The organism is Colwellia sp. MB02u-14 (genome assembly GCF_014076915.1).
In the GTDB taxonomy this organism is placed as follows: domain Bacteria; phylum Pseudomonadota; class Gammaproteobacteria; order Enterobacterales; family Alteromonadaceae; genus Colwellia_A.
Genome location: NZ_JACGUX010000072.1, coordinates 103,443 through 129,726 on the forward strand (window position 1 = coordinate 103,443; position 26,284 = coordinate 129,726).

22 protein-coding genes are annotated in these 26,284 nt (G+C 37.4%); 5 read left to right on the top strand and 17 right to left on the bottom strand.

Translation table 11 applies throughout. From position 1 onward, the window contains the following. Nucleotides 1-82: 82 nt before the first annotated feature. The gene (locus tag H4J52_RS10040; RefSeq protein WP_182179581.1) at nucleotides 83-1,231 is read left to right on the top strand and encodes a sensor histidine kinase; all 1,149 of its coding nucleotides are present in this window, start codon (nucleotides 83-85) and stop codon (nucleotides 1,229-1,231) included. Between the two features lie 5 nt (nucleotides 1,232-1,236). Beyond that, the gene (locus H4J52_RS10045) at nucleotides 1,237-1,839 is read left to right on the top strand and encodes a response regulator transcription factor (RefSeq protein ID WP_182172649.1); all 603 of its coding nucleotides are present in this window, start codon (nucleotides 1,237-1,239) and stop codon (nucleotides 1,837-1,839) included. A 57-nt stretch (nucleotides 1,840-1,896) separates the two neighbouring features. Here the strand turns inward: H4J52_RS10045 and H4J52_RS10050 are convergent, their stop codons facing one another. From H4J52_RS10050 to H4J52_RS10105, 12 genes are all read right to left on the bottom strand, one after another. Then, on the bottom strand, nucleotides 1,897-2,520 hold the full coding sequence (locus H4J52_RS10050) for a response regulator transcription factor (protein ID WP_182224596.1): 624 nt from the start codon (nucleotides 2,518-2,520) through the stop codon (nucleotides 1,897-1,899). Then, nucleotides 2,513-3,643 (bottom strand): sensor histidine kinase, encoded by a 1,131-nt coding sequence (locus tag H4J52_RS10055; RefSeq protein WP_182224597.1) that lies wholly within the window; start codon nucleotides 3,641-3,643, stop codon nucleotides 2,513-2,515. Before H4J52_RS10055 ends, H4J52_RS10050 begins: the two co-directional genes overlap by 8 nt. An 80-nt stretch (nucleotides 3,644-3,723) precedes the next feature. Continuing rightward, the gene (locus H4J52_RS10060; protein ID WP_182179576.1) at nucleotides 3,724-4,176 is read right to left on the bottom strand and encodes a DUF2141 domain-containing protein; all 453 of its coding nucleotides are present in this window, start codon (nucleotides 4,174-4,176) and stop codon (nucleotides 3,724-3,726) included. A gap of 147 nt (nucleotides 4,177-4,323) precedes the next feature. After that, on the bottom strand, nucleotides 4,324-4,884 hold the full coding sequence (locus H4J52_RS10065) for a hypothetical protein (RefSeq protein WP_182179574.1): 561 nt from the start codon (nucleotides 4,882-4,884) through the stop codon (nucleotides 4,324-4,326). Nucleotides 4,885-5,076: 192 nt separating this feature from the next. Then, nucleotides 5,077-6,318, bottom strand: coding sequence for an ABC transporter permease (locus H4J52_RS10070; protein WP_182223297.1), 1,242 nt, complete (start codon nucleotides 6,316-6,318; stop codon nucleotides 5,077-5,079). Continuing rightward, nucleotides 6,315-7,475, bottom strand: a complete 1,161-nt coding sequence (locus H4J52_RS10075) for an ABC transporter permease (protein ID WP_182179570.1) — start codon at nucleotides 7,473-7,475, stop codon at nucleotides 6,315-6,317. Before H4J52_RS10075 ends, H4J52_RS10070 begins: the two co-directional genes overlap by 4 nt. Continuing rightward, nucleotides 7,472-8,182: an ABC transporter ATP-binding protein gene (locus H4J52_RS10080; RefSeq protein WP_259366709.1), complete on the bottom strand. Its 711-nt coding sequence runs from the start codon at nucleotides 8,180-8,182 to the stop codon at nucleotides 7,472-7,474. The genes H4J52_RS10075 and H4J52_RS10080 overlap by 4 nt, the downstream gene beginning before the upstream one ends. Nucleotides 8,183-8,250: 68 nt before the next feature. Then, nucleotides 8,251-9,339 carry an efflux RND transporter periplasmic adaptor subunit gene (locus tag H4J52_RS10085; RefSeq protein ID WP_182224598.1) on the bottom strand — a complete coding sequence of 363 codons (1,089 nt, stop codon included), beginning with the start codon at nucleotides 9,337-9,339 and terminating at the stop codon, nucleotides 8,251-8,253. Between the two features lie 165 nt (nucleotides 9,340-9,504). After that, nucleotides 9,505-9,882: a YacL family protein gene (locus H4J52_RS10090; RefSeq protein ID WP_182179566.1), complete on the bottom strand. Its 378-nt coding sequence runs from the start codon at nucleotides 9,880-9,882 to the stop codon at nucleotides 9,505-9,507. Nucleotides 9,883-9,992: 110 nt separating this feature from the next. Further along, nucleotides 9,993-13,082, bottom strand: a complete 3,090-nt coding sequence (locus tag H4J52_RS10095; protein WP_182179564.1) for an efflux RND transporter permease subunit — start codon at nucleotides 13,080-13,082, stop codon at nucleotides 9,993-9,995. A 1-nt stretch (nucleotide 13,083) separates the two neighbouring features. Beyond that, on the bottom strand, nucleotides 13,084-16,404 hold the full coding sequence (locus tag H4J52_RS10100) for an efflux RND transporter permease subunit (RefSeq protein WP_182179562.1): 3,321 nt from the start codon (nucleotides 16,402-16,404) through the stop codon (nucleotides 13,084-13,086). 50 nt (nucleotides 16,405-16,454) lie between these two features. Continuing rightward, complete coding sequence (locus H4J52_RS10105) at nucleotides 16,455-17,588, bottom strand: efflux RND transporter periplasmic adaptor subunit (RefSeq protein WP_182179560.1); 1,134 nt, start codon at nucleotides 17,586-17,588, stop codon at nucleotides 16,455-16,457. Nucleotides 17,589-17,962: 374 nt separating this feature from the next. Between H4J52_RS10105 and H4J52_RS10110 the strand changes: the two genes are divergently transcribed. After that, a complete protein-coding gene (locus H4J52_RS10110) occupies nucleotides 17,963-18,862 on the top strand; it encodes a MipA/OmpV family protein (protein WP_182179558.1) in 900 nt (299 codons plus the stop codon). 175 nt (nucleotides 18,863-19,037) lie between these two features. Here the strand turns inward: H4J52_RS10110 and H4J52_RS10115 are convergent, their stop codons facing one another. From H4J52_RS10115 to H4J52_RS10130, 4 genes are read right to left on the bottom strand one after another with little or no spacing between them, the layout of a single operon-like run. Continuing rightward, the gene (locus tag H4J52_RS10115; RefSeq protein ID WP_182179556.1) at nucleotides 19,038-19,706 is read right to left on the bottom strand and encodes a GNA1162 family protein; all 669 of its coding nucleotides are present in this window, start codon (nucleotides 19,704-19,706) and stop codon (nucleotides 19,038-19,040) included. Beyond that, nucleotides 19,706-20,053 (bottom strand): DUF4810 domain-containing protein, encoded by a 348-nt coding sequence (locus H4J52_RS10120; protein WP_259366710.1) that lies wholly within the window; start codon nucleotides 20,051-20,053, stop codon nucleotides 19,706-19,708. The genes H4J52_RS10115 and H4J52_RS10120 overlap by 1 nt, the downstream gene beginning before the upstream one ends. Continuing rightward, complete coding sequence (locus tag H4J52_RS10125; RefSeq protein WP_182179554.1) at nucleotides 20,050-20,376, bottom strand: hypothetical protein; 327 nt, start codon at nucleotides 20,374-20,376, stop codon at nucleotides 20,050-20,052. Before H4J52_RS10125 ends, H4J52_RS10120 begins: the two co-directional genes overlap by 4 nt. 10 nt (nucleotides 20,377-20,386) lie before the next feature. Then, complete coding sequence (locus tag H4J52_RS10130; RefSeq protein ID WP_182179552.1) at nucleotides 20,387-21,331, bottom strand: CsgG/HfaB family protein; 945 nt, start codon at nucleotides 21,329-21,331, stop codon at nucleotides 20,387-20,389. 299 nt (nucleotides 21,332-21,630) lie between these two features. Here H4J52_RS10130 and H4J52_RS10135 point away from each other — a divergent pair, with 299 nt between their 5' ends. After that, a complete protein-coding gene (locus H4J52_RS10135; RefSeq protein ID WP_182224600.1) occupies nucleotides 21,631-22,365 on the top strand; it encodes a cell envelope integrity protein TolA in 735 nt (244 codons plus the stop codon). A 334-nt stretch (nucleotides 22,366-22,699) separates the two neighbouring features. Continuing rightward, a complete protein-coding gene (locus tag H4J52_RS10140; RefSeq protein ID WP_182179548.1) occupies nucleotides 22,700-25,507 on the top strand; it encodes a bifunctional aconitate hydratase 2/2-methylisocitrate dehydratase in 2,808 nt (935 codons plus the stop codon). 232 nt (nucleotides 25,508-25,739) lie between these two features. On the opposite strand, the gene H4J52_RS10145 is transcribed toward H4J52_RS10140, so the two are convergent. Further along, entirely contained in the window at nucleotides 25,740-26,078 is a 339-nt protein-coding gene (locus H4J52_RS10145) for a hypothetical protein (RefSeq protein WP_182179546.1), read from the bottom strand. Between the last annotated feature and the right edge of the window lie 206 nt (nucleotides 26,079-26,284).

Genomic DNA, 26,284 nt, shown 5'->3' on the forward strand with positions numbered 1-26,284 from the left:
AAAATTAACTGTACGTTAACAGCCTTTTTGCAGATGATATACTTAGTACTTATAACCGAAAAAATATAGCGTCAGGAGTCAAATGAGCTTATTACTTAAAATACATTATTTCTTACTACCACAAGATGAAGATATTGGTTATGCGGTTTATAGCAACTTACTTTTCTTGAGTTTATTTTTTGGTAACTTGTATTTTAGACCGGTACACGGTTTTGATATGGTAATAATCATTGCCGGACTGATGACCTTCTTAGTCCTTTATTTTCGAGCATTTGCAGCTCATAAAAATGATTTAATTTATTATATCGCTGCTATGTGTTTTATTGGCGTTGCTTTGTCAGAAATTAATATAGGGGCAAATATTTTTTTCATTTATGCCGCTGCATTTAGTGGGGAAATTTATAATAAGAGGAAAGCGTTTATAACGCTTTTGTTAGTGTTAGCCTTCATTATTTTTTATTCCGTTATAACGGATAAATCAAGTTACTTTTGGTTGCCCGCAATATTTATGTCTATTACATTAGGGTTATTAAATATCAATCGTACTGAGGTTTTAAAAAAGAATAAAGCATTAAAACAATCACAGCAAGAAACCAAACACTTAGCGAAAATAGCAGAACGTGAACGCATTAGTCGAGACTTGCATGATTTACTGGGTCATAGTTTGTCAGTCATAACGTTAAAGTCTGAACTGGCTGGTAAAATGATTGATAAAGGACTTCCGTCTGAAAAAATAAAAATAGAAATTAAAGCGGTGGAAGAGTTATCACGTAAAACGTTAGCGCAAGTTAGAGACGCGGTTAAAGGTTATAACATCGCAACGATTAAAGGAGAACTACTGCAAGTAAGAGTTGCCACTGAAGCCGCTAAAATAGAATTGATCGAAAATATTGAGTTGGAGTCATTACCGACAGGTATTGAATCAGAATTAGCATTAATTATTCGTGAAGCCATCACCAATGTCATTCGTCATGCTGAAACAGAAAAAGTCTGGATAGTTTTAAAACAAGTTGCCACACATTTAACATTGACCATAAGTGACCAAGGACAAATAACCGCGATAAAAGAGCAATCGGGTATGCAAAATATGCGCACACGAATTAATAAAATGGGTGGTGAAATGAATGTCGCCAGCGTCCCGAATACACAACTTAAATTTACACTACCCATAACAGCTAAAAGCCAGAATAACAAAGTCATATCAACCCTGCACACTGTAGCTAATGGATAAAATAAATGATTAAAATACTCATTGCAGAAGATCAATCGATGGTGCTTGGTGCCTTATCTGCTTTACTAGATATGGAAGACGATTTTGAAGTCGTCGAAAAAGCTAAAAACGGCAAGGATGCGCTTGCGAAATCTCAGCAGCAACCCATTGACATAATTTTGACCGATATCGAAATGCCATGCATGACAGGTATAGAATTAGCACAAGAATTACAGAAAAAAAACCACCCCGCCAAGGTCATGATTTTAACGACATTCGCTCGAGGTGGATATCTTCGCCGTGCTATGGCTGCTGGTGTAAAAGGCTACTTACTCAAAGATGCGCCTTCTGATTCGCTAGCTGATGCAGTGAGAAAAATTCATGCGGGTAAAGTCATTGTTGCGCCTGAGTTAGTAACTGAAGCTTGGGCTGCAGAGGATCCATTGGGCGACAATGAACGTAAAATATTACGTTTTTCATTAGAAGGTCACTCAACAAAAGAGATCGCTGAATTGATCTGCTTATCTGCTGGGACGGTGCGAAATTATCTCTCTGAAGTGACTTCAAAATTAGGCGCTAAAAATAGAATTGAAGCTGCTCGAATTGCTAAACAGAAAGGTTGGTTATGATTTACTCAATGATCATTAATATTTGTAAATACCAGTCTACCAACACCTTCAATAATACTATATAAGACCCTGATTAAGCGCGATTAATACCGCCCGAGTTCTGTCGCGAGTATTAAGTTTTGATAAAATAGTAGAAACATGATTTTTAACTGTCCCCTCTGCAAGAAATATACTACGGGCAATTTCTTTATTAGAAAATCCCCCTGCCACCAACTTTAAAATTTGTTGCTCTTTTTCAGTCAAATTATCAATCATGGGTGCGTCATTGAGACCTTGGTTCAATTGCTTCATAACCACCGGTTCAGCAACAAAACCACCATCAGCGAGTGTTTTAACCGCATTAACCAGCTTTTCTAACGATACGTCTTTTAATAAAAAACCATTCGCTCCAGCTTGTAAACTTTGCATAAAAAGCTCACTGTCATCAAAAGTTGTTAGCATAAGAATAGGTAAAGTACTTCCTTGGCTTCTTAATATTTTTACTAATTCAATACCATTGACCTTAGGCATTCTGATATCAAGTAATAGCACATCAGGTATCATCTCACTCGCTAACATTTCTTGAGCATGTTCACCGTTTTCAGCTTGCCAAATAATGCTTATATCGTCACTTAACGAGAGTAATCCTGCAATTCCCTGACGTACCAACTGTTGGTCATCAACCAAAGCTACATTAATCATAACAATCCTCTACCTGTATTTTTAAGGTGCAACCACTTTCATTATCAATAAGCGCTACCTTGCCAGAAAAATCAATCAGTCGTTCGTTCATGCCAGCTAAACCACTGCCAAAGTTTTCGTTATTCTTGGTGATAACCGTGCCATTGTCAGACAAATTAATGACTAAGCTATTGCTCATTTTTTCACAGGCTAAAGTAAATAGATTAGCTTTGCCATGTCGAAGTGCGTTACTGACGCCCTCTTGCAGACAAAACATTAACTGTTGCTTTAGCTGCAGTGAATTAATATCAGGAGATGAAATTACCTGCAACTGACAATTAGGTAACTGATTAATTAAATTTTGAAGCGACGAAACAAGATCTATTTGTTCTTCTTCACGCATTTCTTTTACCACTTGTCGAACGTTGCTTAGCAGTGTTTTAGCCAGTTGTAAGTTTTCTTGCAGTAAAGGTTTAAATTCTTCGGAAACTTTATGTTTAGCGACCTCTAAATTCAAAGACAACGCCGTTAACTGATGACCAATAGCATCATGTAAGTCTCTAGATATTCGTAATCTTTCTTGCTTTTGTGATGACGCTTTTAACATAAAACGTGTCGCTAATAGCTCTTGATTAATAGCCGCTAATTCTTCTTTCGCCCGCTCTTCACGTAAGATTGTTTCTATGGCAGAAAATCCAAAAATTTGAAGCATAAAGTAAATGATGACATGAAAGAAACTTGAAACAAAATATCCATCATAAGCGATAATAAAATGGCAAAATGTTATCAAGACCATGACTAAAATAGCTTGCCTTCTTGTAAACATTGAAGGTAGCTGTGTCGCAATTAATACTGACAATATTGGAGCAACATTATGTTTGTCGAATGTTATTAATAGCAATACCGTAATAATTTCGACCCCAAGTAATATCTTATTTAAAGTAGATGGCACCTTTTTGTCAGAAAAAATAATACAAGCGAATGAAAGATAGAAAACAATAAAACCTGACAGTTTTAAAAAAAACGCTATCCCTAGATTAAGATTAACCAATGATAAATAGCAAATTACTGACCAAGTAATAAAGCCTGAAAAATGTAACAACCAATTTTTGCGTAAATGTTCAGGAAGTGGCGAAATCAACATAAATGAATACTCAAATGAAAAATATACACACTAAGGTGTTAGCGTGCATATTTATAAAAATCATAACTAATCAATTGATTTTAAAATAAATCAATATCAATTGCTGTATTTTCTTTCACCAAAAACTTAGCTTCTTCATATTTCGGCGCACCAAACATACCGACATTATTACTAAAGCCATAGCCTTCTTTTGGGATCCCCATCATATTGAAATCCATTTTGTTATTGTCGTTTTCATCTTGATAAATTTTTATCGCATATTCACCATCAGGTAAATTTTCAAATACCGTGACTTCTTTACCATTCATCGCTTTTACTTTTGAGTGAAAGCTGGCTTTACCACTTTCGTACTCTTTTTGTGAAGCATATAAGCCAACCAAAACATGACCTTTTCCTTGCTCAATATCACTGATATTGACCGTTAAATCAGCAGCAACGGCATGCTGGTTTAATAATAAAATCATCGACAATGCACTTATTGCAGAAAGCGCTAAACTGTTGACAGAAAAAGAGATTATTTTTTTAAAAATCATAATGATTCCTTTATTTATGTAAATTGAAAGAGGATAAGTAAACTTGTTTATTAATTCATGACCAGTGTAAAACTAAAGCTTTTGTTAAACAGGTGCCAAAAGTCATCATTTTTGCAGCAGTTAAACATGACTTATGGCACCTAAATGTTAAAGGGTACTATAAGAATATTGTTGGTTATGAAGATGAACAAGGTAACGTTGCAAGAGTGCGAGAACCACAATAGGTGCGATAACAGAGAGTGCGATATCACCTTTAAACAGCCAAGATACAGCGAGCGATATCAGTACGGCGATAAATAAGTAAGCTGATTTTTTATTAATGTTTATCCGATGTTTAGTTTCTTTAATCCGTGTTTTGTTGATTCCCACAAAACCATTATTTGAAAAGAGCATGGTAGTCATACCAACAACAATCATCACAATAAAAATAGCCGACTCTTGCAACATGCTATAAAACGCTAAATACCACCATTGTTGAAAAAATGCTGCTAAACCACCTAAAATTAGATAAATATTCGCTGAGAGTATTAAACGGCTCATCACTATTTTAAGTTTACTGATTAACACTAACTGACAAATCCCCACTAATGCGGCGACTTGAAACGCCAATAACCAGCTTTCATTTGATGTTTCAGCTTGCCAAAAACCAATCATTGAAAAAAGTGAAAGCGGGAGAAATTGTAATAAAGCACTGAGTTTATTTAACATACGGGCTGCCTTGTGTTTGAGTGATTAACTATTTACTTGCTTTAAATAATAACGTTTCACAAGCTAAAACAAAGGTGCCAAAAGTCATGGTTTGTTATAAAAACAAATGACTTTTGGCAGAAGAGAGAAAGTATCAGCGCCGATACAAAACACATTAATCAACAACACAGCTAATGTGTGCCTGAGGGGGAATTAGTCACGTAAAGCTTCGGTAACAGGTAAGCGCATCGCCTTTATTGCGGGTAATAGCCCGCCTAATAAACCAATAAATAACGCTAACGACATTGTTTTAATCATCAACAAAACCGTAATATCAAAATTGAACATCATTTGACTCAAATTACTGGCATTTTGCGTGGCGGCTGTCCAACCATCAAAGACACAATATAAAGGTAGTATGCCTAACAACCCACCAACAAAAGCAATGAGCAAGGCTTCACAAAGAATAGACATTGAAATTGCAAAGGGACTAAAACCTATCGCTTTATGCGTAGCTATTTCCTTAGAGCGACTTGCTATGGCGGCATACATGGTATTAAGTGCAGCCACTATTGCGCCTAACGCCATAACAATAGCAATAGGAAAACCTAACCAACGAATTAAGCGTGTTAAGTTACTGGCTTGATCAGCAAAAAATTGTTTTTCTGTTAACACTCTAATGTTTAACCTAGGGTCGTCCTGCCACTCTTTTTCTAATTGTGGTAAATCGCTAATATCTTTTAATGCTAAGCGGATAGACTGTAGCGTATTTCCTCGACGATAATCACTCTGTACCATGCCAATATCAGCCCACAATTCTGATTCAAAAACACTATTTCCGTCAGAAAAAATCCCACTGACTGTCCACTCTGCTCCACCTAAGGTGATAACTTTGCCAATAATTAACCCTGGCATTCTACGCGTTATTGCCTGACCAACAATGAGCTGACGCACACCCGTAGCAAACATTTCACCTTTGACTAAGCGAAAATTAGGGCGAAATTGTTGAGTCGATTTACTGATACCTCGCAACGCTAAACTTTTCGTTTCTGTTTCTTGAGCGACGGTATCTACATTAGAAATATAAGTCACTTCAGCATCAACAAACATTTCAGCCGATACTTGCGCCAGCCCTTGTTCATCTTTAATGATTTTTTGATTATTTGCTAAAATATTAACCTCTATTGGAAACATCACGCTTTGCAATTCTGAAGAGGCTCCCGCACGCATCACTAATACGGTATTGTCTAAACCGGTACGTTCCAGTGTTTTCATCATTCCCTCTGTCATTGCCAAAACACTTAAAATAACGCCTGCAACGCAAGCAATACTCAAGATACTAACTGTGGATGCAATAACACGCTGCGGAAAACTTTTAAAATTAATAACCGTTAACGCTTTTGCTTGTTTTACATTGATAAACAATGAATGCAGCCCCTTTAATGAAATATTCATGCCTTGTCTCCTAACGTTTTGCTGATAACAAGTTGTTTAATCGCTACCGCCGGAAATACGGTGCAAAAAGCCGCAGCAATATTTACCCAGGCAAATACGGTTAAATAATGACTTGGCTTAATCGATATACCCGGTAAAAAATCATTAAAACTCTGGCCAACCAATGCGAGAGATAAAGAGGCAAGAATACTGCCCACTAAAGCGCCTAAGCCAATTAATAACAGCGCCTCTAGGTAAATTCCTTGAATTAAACGTGTCGCTGAAAACCCTAAAGCTTTCATCATCGCGCTTTCATTATTACGCTCACGAATGGTTTGGATCATGGTATTACAAACAATCAGCAATAAAGTAGAAAATACGGCAACAACCACAAGATTAATGACCATAGCCATATCAACAAACTGTTGCGCTTGTTCTTTAATAAAAACCTGTTCAGTCGTGGTACGGGTTGGATTGTTGGTATGCGAGAACAATAAGTCGATAGCAGTAATAACGTCATCTACGTTGGCATTTTCAGTTATTTCAGTCGATAACCACCCCAAAGAATCATTAGCATAAGCACGCCCTTTATCAAAATAAGCATGTTGGAAAAACACTTTATTATCAGCAGATGAATGCTGAGCCGTTTGGTAAATGGCAGAAACGGTAAACGACCAATTAAATGAACCACTTTTATTCATCCAAATAGAAGAGCTTAATGGCACGGTATCACCGATTTTCCAACCATATTTATCAGCAAGTCCCTGGCCAATAACAATGCCTGTGCGCGTTTTTTTCCATTGCGCTAGTTGCTCACCAGGGATGATATATTCATCAAATAAATTGAAGTAATGATGATGGTCAACCGCAGTTACGGGCAGCTGATTTTTTTCATTTTGAAAGTATCCGCCAAACCAAGATGCAAAACTGACTTTTTTTACGCCCGGTAATGCCGCAATTTTTTGTTGAGTGTTAATGGGGAGAGATTGTGTCATTGATATTTTATGACTGGTCATTAAGCGGTATTGATTGCTACTGCTTACATTAGCCGTAAGCGCCTGATCCACTCCAGATAAGGTCGTCAATAAGAAAAAAGCCACCATGACAGAAGTACAAGTTAACCAAAAACGTACTTTTTTACGAAAGCTGTTCCGCCAAACTAATACCAGTAGGTTCATCTGTTTTCACCCATATGACAGTTATGTGCTTCGCCAATATAAGACTCTAAATTAATCACTCTACTGGCGTAGTTAGCTGCTTTTTTATCATGTGTGACCATTACAATGGTTTTACCAAAGTCGCGATTCAGTTGGTCAAGTAAAGCAAGAATTTCATTGGCTGTTTGTCGATCTAAATTTCCCGTTGGCTCATCACATAACAATATATGAGGGTCACTGACAATAGCGCGTGCAATAGCAACTCGCTGCTCTTGCCCGCCAGATAATTCTTTGGGAAAATGACTAGCACGATCACTCATGCCAACGAGCTCTAGCGCATAACTAGCATGCTCTTGTCGTTGCTTTTTATTTAACGAGGTTAACGCGAGTGGCAGTTCAACATTACCCTGGGCGCTTAACACCGGTAATAAATGATGTGACTGAAAAACAAAACCAATGTTTTCAGCGCGCCATTGGGTTAATGACGCTTGTTTTAAATCATCAATACGCTGTGTACCAATAATCACCTCACCTGATGTTGGTTGATCAAGCCCGCCCATTAAATGCAGTAAGGTGCTTTTTCCTAAACCTGAGGGTCCCATTAATGCGACAAACTCACCTGATTCAATCGTTAAGTTAAAGTCGCGGTGAACGACTACCGTGTTTTTACCTTTTTGGTAACTTTTATTAATATTTTTTAAGATAATGTTATCGCTATTTTTCATCATTTTTTCCTAAAATATGGAGAGAGGCTTTCATTAAAGTGCGGCTATATCTACGTGGTTATTTGAGCGGCTCAGGGGGCGTCTAACGAGCGTTCATCCTTTTTCATAAAGCTGACCTTTACCCCCATATCAGGTAAAATCCGAGGATCTGCTGTTAACAATTTCACCCTGACTTTAATGCTCGCTTTTTGACGATCTGCGGTAGGTATAACAGCAACGACTTCACTACTAATACTCCATTGCGGGTATGCATCTAATTTAGCGAATACTTTTTGTCCGGGATAAACGCGATTGATATAGCTCTCACCTACTTCAACTTCAATTTCTAACGAACTCATATCAACAATAGTGCCGACACCTGTACGAATAAAACCACCACCAGAAGATCCTGCTGAAATAAGCTCACCCACTTGGGCATTTTTACTGATCACGACACCATTAAATGGCGCGCGAATTTTATGCTGATTTAACTGATACTGCGCCAATTCAACTCGTTGCTTTGCCGAATCAACCATGGCTTGTTTATTACGTATTTGGATGGCGAATTGTGCATTTCTAAAAGCACTGTCTTCAAGTAATTGTTCACTGATCAGCTTTTTGCTGGCCAACGTCTGATTACGCTTAAATCGCTGAGTTTGCTGTTTAAAAAGTAAAGTGAACTCGTCAAAACCCGCTTGCTTTGCCGATAATTCCGCTAAAGCAAGTTGGTATGAAATCGATGCTTGCTTATTATCAAGCTCGGCGAGTATTTCTAATTTACTTACCGTTTGTCCTTCCTCAATATTCAAACGGTTTAGCTTACCCGTTACACGAGAAGATACTGTGGCTATGCGCCTCGCAACCACATGGCCGCTTGCGTCAAGTACGCTGTTATTTATGGTTTCTGCTGTATTATCATCATGGGTTGTAGGGGAGTGTTGCTGAATATCGACGTTAACTGACTCATTTACTCCTTTTTTATCAGTTTCAAGGTGATTAATAATTTCAGCAGCACTTGTTGGAAAAAACAGTGTCTGACCGACAAAATATAAACTTGTGCTGAGTAACGTAACAATCAACATACCGATATAGTTACCTGATAGCCCCGCAGTGTTAGTTTGCGGAGATCTATCAATAGTCAGCTTAGAAAGTTCGAAAGGGGTTTTACGTGTTATCGGCATTTTATTCTCCTACAAAGTTTGTAAAAGAATAAGAAAAAGTGGAGTCAGACAACAGTGCCAAAAGTCATTGTTATCAGAAAGGTATAAATAATAAAAGTGTAAATAGGATCAAAACGTTATTCATCTATCAATAACGAATGACTGACTTAAGATTAACCGCGTGAGTTAATGTGTGGTGAATCTTGCCCAAGACAATAATAATTCGCGAAAGTCTTCTAGACCACAACTTGCTGACTCTTGATCGTCAAAGTCTATATCATCTGCACTGAGTGCTTCAGGTAAAGCTTCAACACCATTTAAGCTCGCGTTAGCGGCAATAGAAACATCTTTTTCAATAATCCTAACCGTATACTCACTACCAACTATTTCATGCTCTTGTGCGCTTGAGTGCTCAGCGTTATCAATAACATTTAATAATGCGGTTAATTTTTGAGGATCATTGCCAACTTCTACCTCTAACCATGGTCCAAAAACTTCATGCTCAAAAGAGAATTTTGCTTTCGCATAGCGTGTGGTGGGGTCATTTATAAATTCGTATTCCATAGAATAACTCGGAAAGTGTTCGATACCTCTATTATAGAATATTTATTGCATAAGGGGGAGTTAACATTTCTTGCTCACGCCCCCCTTTATAAAACGCTGTTAGCGATAACCTATAGCGGAATTTTTTTATCTGCAAAGGCCTTGGCCATAGCAAATCGCTTGCTTGAGCGCTCACCTAGTTTTACAAGCATCAGATAACAAAACGGCACCAAAAACAAACTGGTAAATGTTGAAAATAACAAACCACCAATAATCGCTACTGCCATCGGGTAAGCTTGGCTGTCACTCGATGCAAAAGCTAAGGGCACCATACCAATAACGGTGGTCGCTACCGTCATAAAAATGGGTCTTATACGGCTGACACAAGCTTCGATAATAGGCGTCATTATATTTTCTGTTTCTATCTTCAACTTGTTAATTTGATCTATGAGCACAATACCGTTATTCACCACGATCCCCATTAAAATTAACATACCTATCATGCCTGTTTCGCCTAAACCCATCCCTAAAATAGCAAAAGTCCAGTACACACCAATAAACGCTAAACCAATAGAAGACAAGATAGCAATTGGCATGAGTAGCGATTCAAAAAGCGCTGCCATCACAATAAAAATAAGGGCTAACGCAAGAAACATATTCATCATCATGTCTTTTGCAGCTTTTTCATCTTTCGCAAATTGGCGGCCTAAGTTCCAATCATACCCTGAAGGAAAAACAATATTGTCCATTACTTCTTTAACTTTCGTCGAGGCTTCAACACGGCTTAAATCAGCTAAATTGATAGAAATACCCAAAGTAGTTCTTCGGTCTGAACGTGTAATTTGTTGCATTATCGGTTGCGTATCAAAAACAACTAATTGCTGCAGGGTAATGACCCTCCCTTTACTCTCGTAAATAGGTAGCTCTTTGATACGCTCAAGCGGGACGGCTTGTTCGGCGTGATAGACTAAGCGAATATCAATTTCACCTAATTTGGCATCACGAAATGAACGCAGGTTAGTACCACGAAGTGCACTAGAAATACGGCTAGCAATATCTTGTGTGTTTAAACCTAAACGCGACACCTTCTCGCGATCGATACGTAGCACTAACTCTCTATTTTTATCTTCGTTGTCTATACCCACTTCAGCAAAACCTTCAACATTGCTTAACTGACTAATCACCGATTCACTCATTTCGATTAAACGTTTAGTCGAACTACCGTTTAACGTAAGTTTGACTAAATCTTGTTTTTGATCTGACCAGTCAAATGACGGTTGAGCGATAGCTGTATCAGGAAAGCCTTTTTTTATTTCTGCTTTCAAATCGTAAAGTGTTTTTGAATAGCCATCATTAAGTTTTATCCGAGACATGGCAAAATCCGACCAAATTCGGCTGTTCACTTGTTTAAATTCGAAGGCTTGTTGATTCTCGTATAGGTACTTTTCCATCTCATCAACTAATTTACTGACATCAGCTAATTGTTGTTGCCCTTGAATATGATAAACAATATTAATTTCTTTGACCGTTGTACCCTGCTCGCCATTAACATTGACCATTTGCTTGGTCAGTACACCGCTAATACAGAGTAATAAAATGCAAACGCCGGTTATTTTAGGGTGAGTAAGTACTCTTTTTAAATTGGGGCGATACCAACGGTCTAACTTCCCTTGGGTCACCACTGACGATAAAGCTTTTTTGTCGACACGGCTTAGCATTAATGGGATAGCGGTTTTTGAAATAATTAACGACGCCAATAAAGGTAAACAAATCGCCACCGCTATTTGCTCAACTAAGATGGTAATAAAGTTTTTTTCACCCATCAGCAAAGGCATAAAAACAATAGTCGTGGTGAGTGTGCCACTGATAATGGCAATACTCACGTTATCAACACCTTTTAGAATTTTTTCTATCGACGTTAATGCTTTGTCTTGTTGTTGAAGAATGCTTTCACAAATAACGACCGAATTATCGATTAATAAACCAACCGCAATAAAAAGCCCTGCCAGCGACAGCATATTTAGGGTGTAGCCCATAAAATACATGCCTGCTAAAGCAAAACTTAACGAAATAGGTACGGAAGCAACAACAACAAAGGTAATATGGCTATTACGTAAAAATATAAATAAAACAATAAAAGACAAGACAATACCTAACGCGCCCGCCTTTAATAAATCACCTAATGACTCTTGAATTTCTTCACCACTATTATCTTTGATACCAATGGTAATCGCTTTAAAGTCATCATCTTGGCGAAGTTCTTCAATTAAAGCGACAATACCATTAGTGACATCAACAACATTTGAATCAGACTCTTTAAACACTTCTAAACCAACTGATTTTTTTCTATCTGTTCTTATTTCACTATTTTTTGGCGGAGAGACTAAGCTCACCGTAGCCACTTCACTTAACCTGACACCAGCTTTTACTGGAAAGTTTTTGATGTCAGCTAAACTGTGATATTCACCATCTGGTGACACTCTGAACTTTCGACCACCATTAAGAATTGAACCTGATTTAACTAAAAAATTACTATCGCGTAAGTCTTGCAATAACTTGGCTTGATCAACGCGGTTCATTGCCAGTTTAATGCTGTCGAGGTGGATTTCTATATGGGGCTGCACAACGCCACGCATTTCAACCTTACCGACCCCTTGAAGACGCTCAAGTGGATTTTTCAGTTTCTTATCAATGAAGTCATAAGCGCTAGAAAGATTTTTATCTCCTGATAATACTAAGCTTATTACTGGTAAGTCTTCGGTGGAAAACTTTTGCACCATAACTCTCTGAACATCATCAGGTAAAAGATGGCGCACCATATCAACTTTTTCACGTACCTCTAATATTTTACTATCGAGGTCAGTGCCAAGATCCATCATGACCCGAATTGAAACACTGTCCGCTCGACTGGTAGAACGTATTTCTGTGATCCCCCCCAAGGTAGAAACGGCTTCTTCTATAGGCCGGGTAATTAAACGTTCCACTTCTTCAGGTGTTGCGCCGTTATACGGAACATTAATGAAGGCCATAGGAATATTCAGTGAAGGCCAGCTTTCTTGTGGCAATAATTTACTCGCAATAAGCCCAGTAACAAAAAGCGACAACATCAACATTGCCGTAGTAACGGGTCGCCTTATTGCTAAAGCAGTTAACCAAACAGTTGCGGGTAGGTCGAAAATACTTTGCTTACCTGTTTTCTTTTTAGACGTTAAATTTGTCATCTTACGCCTCGGCTATATTATTAGACGATGTACTATTAGCTTGCTGGCTTTCAAAGCCATCTTTATCAAGATCATCGCTTTCGACAATATAGGTTTTTCGGTCAAACAAGCTATACAAAACAGGAATTAAAAGTAACGTTAGCATTGTTGCAACCAGTAAACCGCTCATTACCGTAATGGCAAGAGGCGCTCTTAATTCAGAACCTTCTCCGCTGCTAAATGCCAATGGTGCTAAACCTAAAATAGTGGTTAACGATGTCATAATAATTGGGCGAAAACGTGAACGACTCGCGTCCATAATCGCGGCGATCTTATCCACACCTTTATGGCGTAGTTGATTAATTCGGTCCACTAAGACAATCGCATTATTCACCACAATACCCGTTAGCATGATAATACCAATGAGTACGATAACGCTGATATTAGTCCCAGTAACATATAAGCCTAGTACCGAACCTAGCACGGCTAATGGAATAGAGAATAAAATAATAAACGGATTTAATAACGATTCGAACTGTGAAGCCATCACTAAATAGACTAAAAACACCGCTAACGCTAACGCCATCATTAATGAAGAAAAAGAGCTTTCCATTTCTTCATTTTGCCCTGCCACTCTTGATTTAATATTAAAGGGTAAATAGAGCTCTTTAACCAATTCTTCTACTTTAGCTGCTGCTTCAGACAAATCACCATAAGCGAGTGAAGCTGAAATAATAGCAACACGGCTTTGATCAATTCGGTTAATCTCATTCGGACCAATACTTTCTGTAATATCGGCTACCGCAGCCAATGGTAAAGATTTTGCTTGCTGCGAATTAACCGTTAATTGACGAATAGCTTGTGCTGAATTTCTTGAGTTTTCATCAGCGCGCACTAGAATATCGACCTGTCTGTCTTGTAAGTTATATTTACTCGCGACGGAGCCTGCAATTTTAGTCACTAACTGATCGGCTATATCCGACGCTTTTAGCTCTAAACTTGCTAAGCGTTCGTTGTCAAAGCTAATTTTTAATTCAGGTTGACCTGCACGCAAACTATTGTTTAAGTCAATAAACTGGTTATCCATCGACATATTTTGTATAAGCTGGTCGCTGTATTTTTTAAGAGCAACAAGGTCATAACCTGACAAAATTATTTGCAGTGGACGCTCCGTCGTAAACATTTCTGTTTGTGCTATTTCAGCATTTACATCTGCCATTTGGGCAACTTTAGCGCGGACCACAGCTTTGACTGATTCAAGATCGTCACTGCTGTAAAGTGCCACTAAAAGTTGTCCCCAGTTTTCGCCACCTTTACTGGCTGAACTCATCATTAAGCTTCCACTCCCCGCTAATGAGTAGCTGTGTTTTACCCGTTCATCTTTAGCAATAGTGGCCGCAAGGTCTTTTAACCGCATATCGGTGATATTAATGGGCGTGCCTTGTGGCAGAGTTAACTCAATGGTAAATTCTGACTTTGCCACTTCAGGCACTAATTCAACAGCAATTTTGGGTAATAAGCTCATTACTGCAATCGCAAAGAACAAACTAAGACCGACTAAAACCGCTCTGTTTTTTAAAGCCAATTTCAATAAACGACTGTAAGCGGAGGCGAGTTTTTCAAAATAAAAACTAAAAACGCTATGCGCGGGTTTAAAAATAAAACTAAGCACTTTAGTGATTAAATTAGTAATAAGTAACAATACCTTGGTGAAAAACAAAGGTAAGTAATTAAAAATCAATAGGAAGGGAAATCCCAAAATATGAAGCATAACTTTAACGGTTTTCTTTCTTTTAGTCAGTGGCGTTTTAGCTATTTCTTTGACTAATGAGTTATCGTTATTCTCATTTTCTGGTGTCTGTTTATGTTGACTAAATTGGCGTGATGCCAGCATTGGAATTAACGTTAAGGCAACAACCAAAGAAGCAAGCAAAGCAAAAGTAACGGTCATCGCTTGGTCACTGAATAACTGCCCGGCAAAACCGGTTACAAAAGCTAAAGGAAAAAACACCGCTAACGTGGTTAATGTCGAGGCAATAACGGCACCCGACACCTCATCGGTACCCTTAATTGCCGCATCAATAATACTCGCGCCTTTTTCGCGGTATCGAGCAATGTTTTCAAGCACAACAATCGCATTATCAACCAATAAGCCAACCGCTAAGGCAATACCTCCTAATGACATAATATTAAGACTAATATCATTAGCAAACATTAAATTAAAGGTAGCAATAATTGAAATAGGGATCGCTAACGAGATAATAATCGTGTTGAAAAAATTACCCAAGAATAAATATAAAATCAGCATGGCAAGTAATCCACCAATAAGCGCCGCACTTTTAACTTCGTCTACCGCATTGACAATAAATTCAGATTGGTCATAAATAACGGTAAAAGTGAGTTCTTCAGGTAAGGTCTCTTCAAGCTTGGCTAATTTGGCATTCACCGCTTTTGCCACGGTGACCGTATTAGCATCGCCCTCTTTATAGATTGCCAGTTCAATCGCTTCATTGTTATTGATACGGGTAATATCGGTACGTTCTTTTTCACCATCAATCACTTGAGCAATATCTTTAAGGTAAATGGTTTTGCCATCAGCTTGTTTAACAATCATATTGCCGAGTTGTTCTAGTGAAACAAATTGATTAACGGTACGTACTAAATACTCTTGCTGACCGTCGTAAACACGACCCGCCGACATGTTAATATTTTCACTTTGAATACGTGAAACAATACTTTGTGCCGTTATACCTCGGCGTGCTGCTTTTTCTTGATCAAAAACAACTTGTATTTCTTGCTGTAAACCGCCGCCTAGTTGAACAGCGGCAACGCCTGAAATAGTTTCAAGCTGCCGTTTTATTTCTTGTTCTGCAAAGGTACGTATCTTTTTTAATGCGCGAGGATGGGTATTTTCAGTTGACAGTCCTAAACGGATAATAGGGTCAAGAGCGGGATTAAAACGCAGAATAATGGGTTTATTAACATCTTTAGGCAGGGCAATAATATCAAGTTTTTCACGGACATTTTGCGTGGCAAAATTCATTGCTACGCCCCATTCAAACTCAATAACCACATCAGACTGTCCAGCTTTTGAGATGGAATGTACTTTACGTATGCCTTTAACAACACCGACAGATTCTTCTATAGGTTTGCTGATCAGTTGCTCTATTTCAGCAGGAGCGGCACCAGCATTATCCGTTCTTACGGTTAACGTCGGATAAGATAGGTCGGGCAACAATGAAACAGAAAGGCGTGAAAAACCCACCAGTCCAAATAACATTACAGCGAGTGTAAACATCGCTACCGTGACCGGGCGTTTAACCACCGTACTAACAATACTCATAAATAATAATTCCTTTAAATTTAACGATTAGGTAAAAACAAGTTCAAATCTTATTTGTCTTGCGCTGCTTGATTATCAGCATTTACCTTAACGGTCTTATTATCAGTACTTAGTTCAGCGTTCTGCTCCATCGTCTCTGCTTGACCTATTATTTTTACAGCACTATCAACTTTCAATCCTTGTTGACCAACAATAACGATAGGCTCGTCAGTGTTTAATGGCGTTAGTATTTCAACAAAACCATCTTGTTCAAAACCAGTAGCAACCATGATTTTCTTAGCTTTATTGTCTTGAATCACGAATAAACTCGTTTCTGTGTCAGTAACCAGTAAGGCTCTTTGTGGCACTATTTGCGCATTGTCATGCACATCAAGTGTTAATGACACTTTTGCAAACATACCCGGCTTTAAAACGTGATCATCATTGTTAACTTTTAAGGTTACTTTAAAAGTACCTGACTCCGTATCAATAATAGGAGAAATCAGACCAACGGTTGCAGGCACTGCTTTTGCATTCGCGGGAAAGTTTAAATAAGCCTGCTGTCCCACATGAACATTATTCATTTCTGATTCAGGTAAATAAACAACACCTTGTAAGGTATCGAGTGCCACAATAGTAAACATTTCACTGCCAGCATTAGCGGTCATGTTTCCTTCTTTCACCATTCTTGATGCGATAACACCGGTTATTGGCGCTCTAACTTTCGAGTCACGTACTTGTATTGCCGCAACTTTTTGTTGGTTTTTTCTCGTTTTCACTAAAAACTCGAGTTTTTCTAAGTCTTTAGCTGATATTAACTGTTTGCCGTCGATGGGTTTACTACGATTAAATTCAGCAGAAGCTGAATCAACATCGATAGAGGTACGTTCAAGCTCTAACAAATAATTTTCTGAATCAATTTCAGCTAACACTTGTCCTTTAGTAACGGACATTCCCTCTTCAACTAATATTTTATTAATCATTCCTGTGACTTTATTGGTCACTTTACTTTCAGCTTTTGCTTCAAGTACCGCTGTAGTTCGATAAGTATTAGTAATGGTTCTATTCTCAACGAATGTTGTTTCGACTGGCACCTTATAAACTTTTTTTTCTTTCTCTTCGACGCTTTCTTCATTACAAGCGCTTAAAGCCGTCACAAAAAATAATGACAATAATAATGAAGTAGTTAGTGTATTAAGGCGCATATCTGTCCGTTGATTTTATAATTATAATTAAGGTTATTTTATCCGGATAGACAAGTAAGATACAAATAGCTTTTGAAGGTTATTAAACATTCAATTGTAACGAGTTATGATTATTAGTGATTAGAGAAAGTATCTTGGCAATATATATTGAATATTTAGCACCGTAAGTAAGGTTTATGACTCTCTGTTACTCTAACCTAGAAGACACTGATACGTTAAACAGATGAAAAGAATAAGTAACACAAGGCGAACACAGCGATTAAAAAATAAAAATGTATATCGACCTTTCAAGTAAATAAAGTCATGTTAATATCCACCAGTTAATGCATTATGATGAAAGAATAAAATTCTTCCATCTTTACCAAGGTTGTTGAATGTACTTGATTAAATCTTTGTCTTTAGCCATTTTTACCTCAATATTTTTTGTGTCAGTGGTTGCTGCTAACGACAAAGGCGAGTCGCCTGTTCGGGGCTTAACAGGTTTTGAAAATATAAATGAAAGCCAGCCACTATGGGAATTTGGTGTGGGTGGTGGCGCTATCGACGTTGCTAATTATCCGGCATCTAGCGAGCGAAATTTCATTGCATTAGCAGCACCCTATGTTATTTATAGAGGTGATGTCTTTCGTGTTGGCGGAGAAAATGGCATGCGAGCGGTTGTCGTTGAAACAACCGACTTTGAACTCGACTTATCTTTTGGTGGTGCATTTTCTGCTGACAGTGAAGACAATACTTCACGGGCTGGCATGCCTGAATTAGATTTTCTTTTTGAAATCGGGCCACAATTAATTTACAGAGTTAAAGACTTTACCTTCGAGCAAAGTGGTGATGCAAGGTTAAAAGTTCGCTTGCAAGCCAGGGCGGTATTTTCTACTGATTTTAATCGTATAGACGACCGTGGTTTTGTTATCGAACCGACACTTTCATATCAACAACGCGGGGTTATTTTTAAAGAGACAGGATTAAAAGTAGGACTCAGTTTTACTTTCGCTACCGAAGCGTTACAAGATTATTTTTATCAGGTAGATCCAGAATTCGCCAATAATAATCGCAGACCGTATGACGCTAAAGGTGGCTATTTAGGCGCCGAATTTTCACTCGGTCTTTCATTTCCTATTCGCAAGAATATCCGAGGTTTTTTAGCAGGCTCAGCACAACTTCACCAAGGTGCAGCGAACCAAGAAAGTCCTCTTTATGAAAAAGATGTCACTTATAGTTTTGGTTTGGGCTTTGTTTGGCGCTTGTACGAAAGCGACGCAAAAGCAAGCTGGTAGGAAATTGAACGCAAAGATTATATCAAATTTTTATAGGCACTTTAGACGCTAGACTATTAGAGCTTTATTCGGCTCTTAAATATAAAAAAGCACCAATTAATTTAATTGATGCTTTTTTATTATTCAAAGATAAATAACTCTATCTTGCGACTTTACTTCTTCGCCTTTTATCTATTTACTTTGCAACACCTGCTTTAGTTGCAATCACGCCTGGGTCTTTAGCATCAACATTATGTCGTTTGTGGTATTTTCCAACTGGCATACTATTGACTATGCGTTGATTAACGACATGGGCAATTGGCACATAATCAACTAGAGCAGTAGTGAGTGCTGTAGCAATCATATCTGCAATTATATTACCCGAGTTTCCTGAAGTATTATGAACAACAACATCATCATATTGCCATAATTTTTCACTTGAACTTGTTGATTTCAATTCAAATTTAGCACCAACAGTGACATTACCACCGGTGACATAATAATTAGTGTCCCAACTATTTAAAGTAACAAATAAAACGGCATCTGCATCGAACATTTCTTTGAATTTGATCAAAGGTATCCGACTAACTTGTTCACCGTCTGTAATACCCTCTCGATGTAAAAACTGCTCTATAAATGGAATAGAAAAAACATAATAGCCTGATTCAGCAAGAGGCATTGCAATTGTTGTAGAGTACAGGGCTGCGGCATCAGCAGCCGTTGTTAGATTAATAGCAGGTACTACAAGTATTGAAGCTGGTTTTTCACCATACATCTTAGGAAAAGCTTCACCTTTGGTAACTTGAACAGTTTGACAACCCGACAACACAAGTAAAAACAATATTGCAGCAATATTTTTATACATTAGTTAACCTCCATTTCTTTTAATGCTAAAGCAACATACTTTTCCGACTCTGGAAATAGTAACTTTTCTTGGTTAAAGTATTTGGATGCTCCATCATTATCACCTTCTTTAACAAGTAACATAGCAAGTTCAAAGTTAATGCCAGGGGGGATCATTTTCTTTTTACTTTTAGCTAGGTTGATAATACTAATCAATTCAGCTTTATGTTCTAATTTTGACTCATTAGTTGGCTCTTTTGTATAGGAATACAAGGTATCTGAATAATCACCCCAATGGTAAATCGTTGTGTTAGCACAACCCGTGATAAAAAGAATTAAAACGCTTATCAATAGATGTTTACTATTCATGGAACGACTACCTCAAAGGTATTGGAATTTGATACATAAATAACACGATTAACAATTACAGTACCTGCACGACTGATTGTTATAGTATGTTTACCTGTTGATATAGGAAAACGAGTAACTTCCTTTCCATTTAATGTGAATGTTTCAATTGATATTTTGGAAATATCAATTGGAGTCCCTTTATCTAGTATTAATTGAGTATTTAAGAAATTCCCTTCAAGTTGAAGAAATGCTGAATCATTCACTTGATTCGTTGACTCAAAATGACTGCTACAACCTACAATTAACATTGAAAAAACAAATGTAAATATTATTTTTGACACGACGATATCCTTATAATTCTCTAATCACATAGTCTGTAAGCTTACTCTCATCAATACTTCCAGAAACTATCTCTGTAATACTAAGTGAATTAAGACCTTTACCAATGAAATTTAATACTTTAATTTTCGCCACTTTTTTACCTGGAAGCTCAATGAAGTGTCCCGTTTGAGGGTTCTTTACCTTTTTACCTTTTTGTAAAACCTGAAACATATCACTAAGCTTTATTCCTTGTTCTTCACCGCCAGACATAAATAATTGATTATCCACATTACTAAGGAAATATGCCTGCCAAGGTGAGTCTAATAAATTTTCCATTACATTAGATACTAACTTAGATATAGCCGCCGAAAGTGCTTTATCATCTAGAGAAGTATTGTATCCAGCGCGTTCTCCTACGCCTAAGACATGGTTTGCTTCAGACAAAGCTTCACCCGTAGCCTCTTCAGAATAAAGAACTTGGGAAGTTTTTGTATTCACTAATCGAATATTGACTGTGACATTAGCTTTTTGAATTTTATTTCGAGAAAAGACACCAACTTCACTGGTAGTTGAACGTCCGTATTCAGATACTGAACCGATGATCATATAATCTGCGGCGACAGTATTTGATTCATCACCATTGAGATTATTCTCATTATCTAAGGCAGCTAAATCAGAGCGTTCAAGCATTAAAAACTTGCCACTTTCAGTTAAACGAGCGGATAGAATATCCGATGCTTGTTTTCCTATTCTATTGTTATTTTTATCAACAAAAAAACTATTTCCACGTTTTGTTTCATCACTAAAACGACTTATTGCAACAACTCGTTTAAGCGACTTTTCAGGAGCTTGAGCAATGACTTTACTTATTTGTGAAGGTGGATTTAGAGGTTTATTTATTGTACTTCTCGTTGAAGAGGTACATGCAGATATTGCAACACAAGAAAATGCTAAAATTATATTTCTATAATTCAATGGTATAGTCCTTTATATGAATTTAATTTTAGTAATAATGCCCTGAAATCATTAGAAATTCAATATATAAATATTAGTTTACATTATTATTGTTAACACAAAAAAAATCACTAATTTACAAAGTGCCACTTTACTTTACAAATAAGTAACAATTGACAGAGTTGCTTATTTATCCCTAATACACTATCTATAGTATCGTTTCAAAGGTCTTAAACACTTAGCCATAAAAAACCATCAAGAAGATGAACTTACCTTTTTATCTATGGTCTATTTAGCTGAGTCACAAGTCGTCAACTTGAATGTTTAATAATAAGTTTTTTATTAAAATCAATACCGTAAACATATATATAATAAGGGTATTTACAAGGAGTTTTACAATACAAGGTTATAAATTTGCCATTTTTCTCTCTATTATTTTCCATATCCTTGTTGTTTTACTGTTAAGTCATACGAAAGACAAACCGATCGATAATTTTACCAAAATACCAAAAAAAGTACCTATTAATAGTTTTATCTATTATGAACCGATTGAAAATAAGCAAGAAAAAGTAATTCCCGTTGATAGTGAACAGAAAAAATTAGCACAAAAAAAGACAGAAATTAAACCATCAAGTCCTTTAAAAAAAGCGATAACTGCTCCGCTAAAAAAACAACAGCCTGATGAGGTAAAACACCGCACAACTTCCCAAAACTTATCTCGCCTTAAAGATAAAATTAATCAGCAAATCATCGACCAAGCCATGCAAAACTTCGTTAAATCTAATACAGGCACGTTAATGCATGGTACACCGAGTTATGTTCCGCACTCTTTTGTGGAGGATACACAAAAGAAGATAATTGGCTCAACAGCTAGTCAGGTAGGGAATGGCTTTAGTATCACAAAAGATGATAAGGGTACCTGTACGTTAACTGAAGATTTATCGGTTATCGGCCTTCAAGGTAAAACAACATCGCGGTTTAACTGTGGTTTATCAAAAGATGAGAAGAATTTTAAAAGTCATATGAAAAATGTCCTTAAAAAGTTAGGCCATTAATAACAGATTAACCAACCGTAGCAGCTAAAAAACATCGATAAATGACCATGCCCAATCTATGCTCAGGCTATAATATGAGCAATTATGAGTATATCGTAAAGTAAACCTTTCGACTAAAGGGTGAAATTCACCTCACTTTTACAATATTATCAACACACAATAATACCAACATAACCACTACAACTAGACTTTCCATTAGTTATCACTGTGGTGAATAATACTTATTTAATCAAATGATTCGTAGTAGCTCAAAAATCAGGTAAACTATAAGCAAAATTTTTACTTGCTAATGATGACAATGTTATTAGCACATTAGAACTAGAGAGAGTTTTAAATGAGTCTATATTTAGCGTACATTAAAGAAATTGAAAATCGTAAGAATGAGCTAGGATTAGCGCCTCTACCCATTGATTCTGCCGATCTATTATCAGAAATCATTGCTCAAATTAAAGATTCTGGAAGTGAGCATCGCGAAGATTCCCTTAACTTTTTCATTTATAACACTTTACCGGGCACAACGAGTGCTGCAGGTGTAAAAGCTGTATTTTTAAAAGAAATTATTCTAGCTCAGTCAGTTGTCGCAGAAATCACCCCGACGTTTGCTTTTGAATTGTTATCTCATATGAAAGGGGGCCCTTCAATTGAGGTACTTCTTGATTTAGCATTATCTGATGACGCAGCAGTAGCAAAACCAGCGGCAGAAGTTTTAAAAACTCAAGTGTTTTTATATGACGCGGATACAGTCCGTCTTGAAGCTGCATTTAAAGCAGGCAACGCACTTGCGAAAGATATTTTAGAAAGCTACGCCCAAGCTGAATTCTTCACTAAGTTACCTGAAGTTGAAGCAAAAGTTGAAGTAGTCACTTATATTGCTGGTGAAGGTGATATCTCAACTGATTTATTATCTCCGGGTCATCAAGCTCATTCTCGTGCTGACCGTGAATTACATGGCCAATGCATGAGCACACCAGAAGCTCAAGCAGAAATACTCGCATTACAAGTTAAGCATCCTAATGCGAAAGTGATGTTAATTGCTGAAAAAGGCACTATGGGTGTTGGTTCATCTCGTATGTCGGGTGTTAACAACGTTGCACTGTTGGCAGGCAAAAAAGCAAGCCCATACGTACCGTTTATTAACATTGCACCGGTAGTTGCGGGTACTAATGGTATTTCTCCAATCTTTTTAACAACCGTTGATGTAACTGGCGGTATTGGCCTTGACCTTAAAAACTGGGTGAAGAAAGTAGATGCAAGTGGCAAAGCCGTTGTTGATGCAAATGGTGATACAGTTTTAGAGGAAGCTTATTCTGTAGCGACGGGTACCGTATTAACTATTGATACCAAAGCGAAGAAATTGTACAACGGTGACAAAGAGCTTGCGGATATATCTTCAGCCTTCACACCACAGAAAGTAGAATTCATGAAAGCAGGTGGTTCTTACGCGGTAACATTTGGTAAAAAATTACAAACGTTCGCTGCTAAAACACTTGGCGTAGCAACACCACCGGTATATGCCACTTCAAAAGAAATTTCTCATGAAGGTCAAGGTTTAACCGCTGTTGAAAAAATCTTTAATAACAACGCTGTTGGTGTAACATCGAACACACCATTACATGCTGGCTCAGATGTTCGCGTTAAAGTGAATATTGTTGGCTCCCAAGACACCACAGGCCCAATGACGTGTCAAGAACTTGAAGCCATGGCAGCATCGACTATTTCTCCATTAGTAGACGGTGCATACCAATCAGGTTGTCACACAGCGTCAGTTTGGGATAGCAAAGCTAAAGCTAACATTCCTAAATTAATGGCATTCATGAATAAGTTCGGTCTTATTACTGCACGTGACCCGAAAGGCGTTTACCATGCAATGACTGATGTTATTCATAAAGTATTAAATGATATTACCGTAGACGATCGTGCAATCATCATTGGTGGTGACTCGCATACTCGTATGTCTAAAGGTGTCGCCTTTGGTGCTGATTCGGGTACCGTAGCAATCGCACTTGCCACCGGTGAATCGGCTATGCCAATCCCTGAGTCTGTAAAAGTTACTTTTAAAGGCAAGATGCAAGGCCACATGGATTTCCGTGATGTAGTTCACTCTACTCAAGCACAAATGCTTAAGCAATTTGATGGCGAGAATGTCTTCCAAGGTCGTATCATTGAAGTGCATATCGGTACATTATTAGCTGACCAAGCATTTACCTTTACTGATTGGTCTGCAGAAATGAAGGCAAAAGCCTCAATCTGTATTTCTGAAGATGAAACATTAATTGAATCACTTGAGCTTGCTAAGAGCCGTATCCAGATAATGATCAACAAGGGTATGGAAAACGAGGCGAAAACACTTAACGGTTTACTCGCCTTAGCTGACCAACGCATCGAAGGCATTAAATCTGGTGAAACTCCGGCATTAGCACCAGATGATAACGCTACTTACTACGCAGAAGTGGTGATTGATTTAGATATTATCGACCAGCCAATGATTGCTGATCCAGATGTGAACAACGACGATGCTTCTAAACGTTACACCCATGATGTTATTCGCCCTGTGTCATACTACGCTGATAAATCAGTTGATTTAGGTTTTGTTGGTTCTTGTATGGTTCACAAAGGTGATATGCAAATCATCGCTCAAATGTTCCGTAATATGGAAGCACAAGGTAACAAGATAGAATTTAAAGTACCATTAGTTGTTGCGCCACCAACATACAACATTGTTGATGAACTTAAAGCTGAAGGTGACTGGGATATTTTACAAAAATATTCTGGTTTCGAATTTGACGATGCTGTACCTAAAAATGCTGCACGTACTAAGTACGAAAATATCATGTACCTTGAGCGCCCAGGCTGCAATTTATGTATGGGTAACCAAGAAAAAGCTGAACCCGGTGATACGGTTATTGCAACATCAACGCGTTTGTTCCAAGGTCGCGTCGTAGCAGATACTGCAGAAAAGAAAGGTGAATCACTTCTTGGCTCTACACCGTTAGTTGTACTTTCAACGATGCTTGGTCGTTTCCCTTCAATCGAAGAGTACAAGTTAGCCGTAGAGGGTATCGATTTAACTCGATTTGCTCCTCCTACGCATGAGATGACGACTAAGTACACTGCACCAGCAGTACCTATTACAGTAATGTAATTACTTATATAGAGTCCTTAATGAGGGACTCTATTTTAAATAGACTTAGAAGTACCAGGGTTATTTATTTTGGTTGAGTGAGGTAAACTTACTACCAACTAAAATAAGTAATCCTTTTTTATTTTAATCTTCTCATTATTAAAAATAGCCTAGCAATGCAAGGATTATACTCACTTAACTGGGTCGTAATTAAAGGAGTATTTGGGAGGAGTTTACATTGACCAAAATGCCTCTACTGACTAGCGCATTCAATATTAGCGGATAACGAAGGCATAATTAAATTTGGAAACGATTTTCTGTCGTCAAACTTTTCAATACCTTTTAACACTTCAATAGTAAAACCATAAGTACCGCAAATCTCATAAGATTGTCTTATCATAAAAGTAGCAAGTTTATCAAAATGGGTGTCCGACTTTGGGTTAACCTCTAAGTGATATTTATTTTCAGCCAGTTTTGTTTGCTTAAACTGAATATTGTGATCAAAATCCCATTGTGAAGCACCATTCTTAGTGGCTATATTGCTACAAGCAGATAGAGTAAAACAGGTAATAGCTAAAGTAAATAAACGCATAATAAGTCCTTTTCAAATAATAATTTATATTATAAAAACCAGCATAAATATTAGTTCAACGTTTAATAATTAAAGAATAATGACATATATACTATATCTGATAAATTATCCGATGTTGTGATTTTTAATATTAATTCCCTAACATAACCCACTTTCTACATATTACATTATTGATTTTAATGAAAATAAACAGCAATTATTTTAAA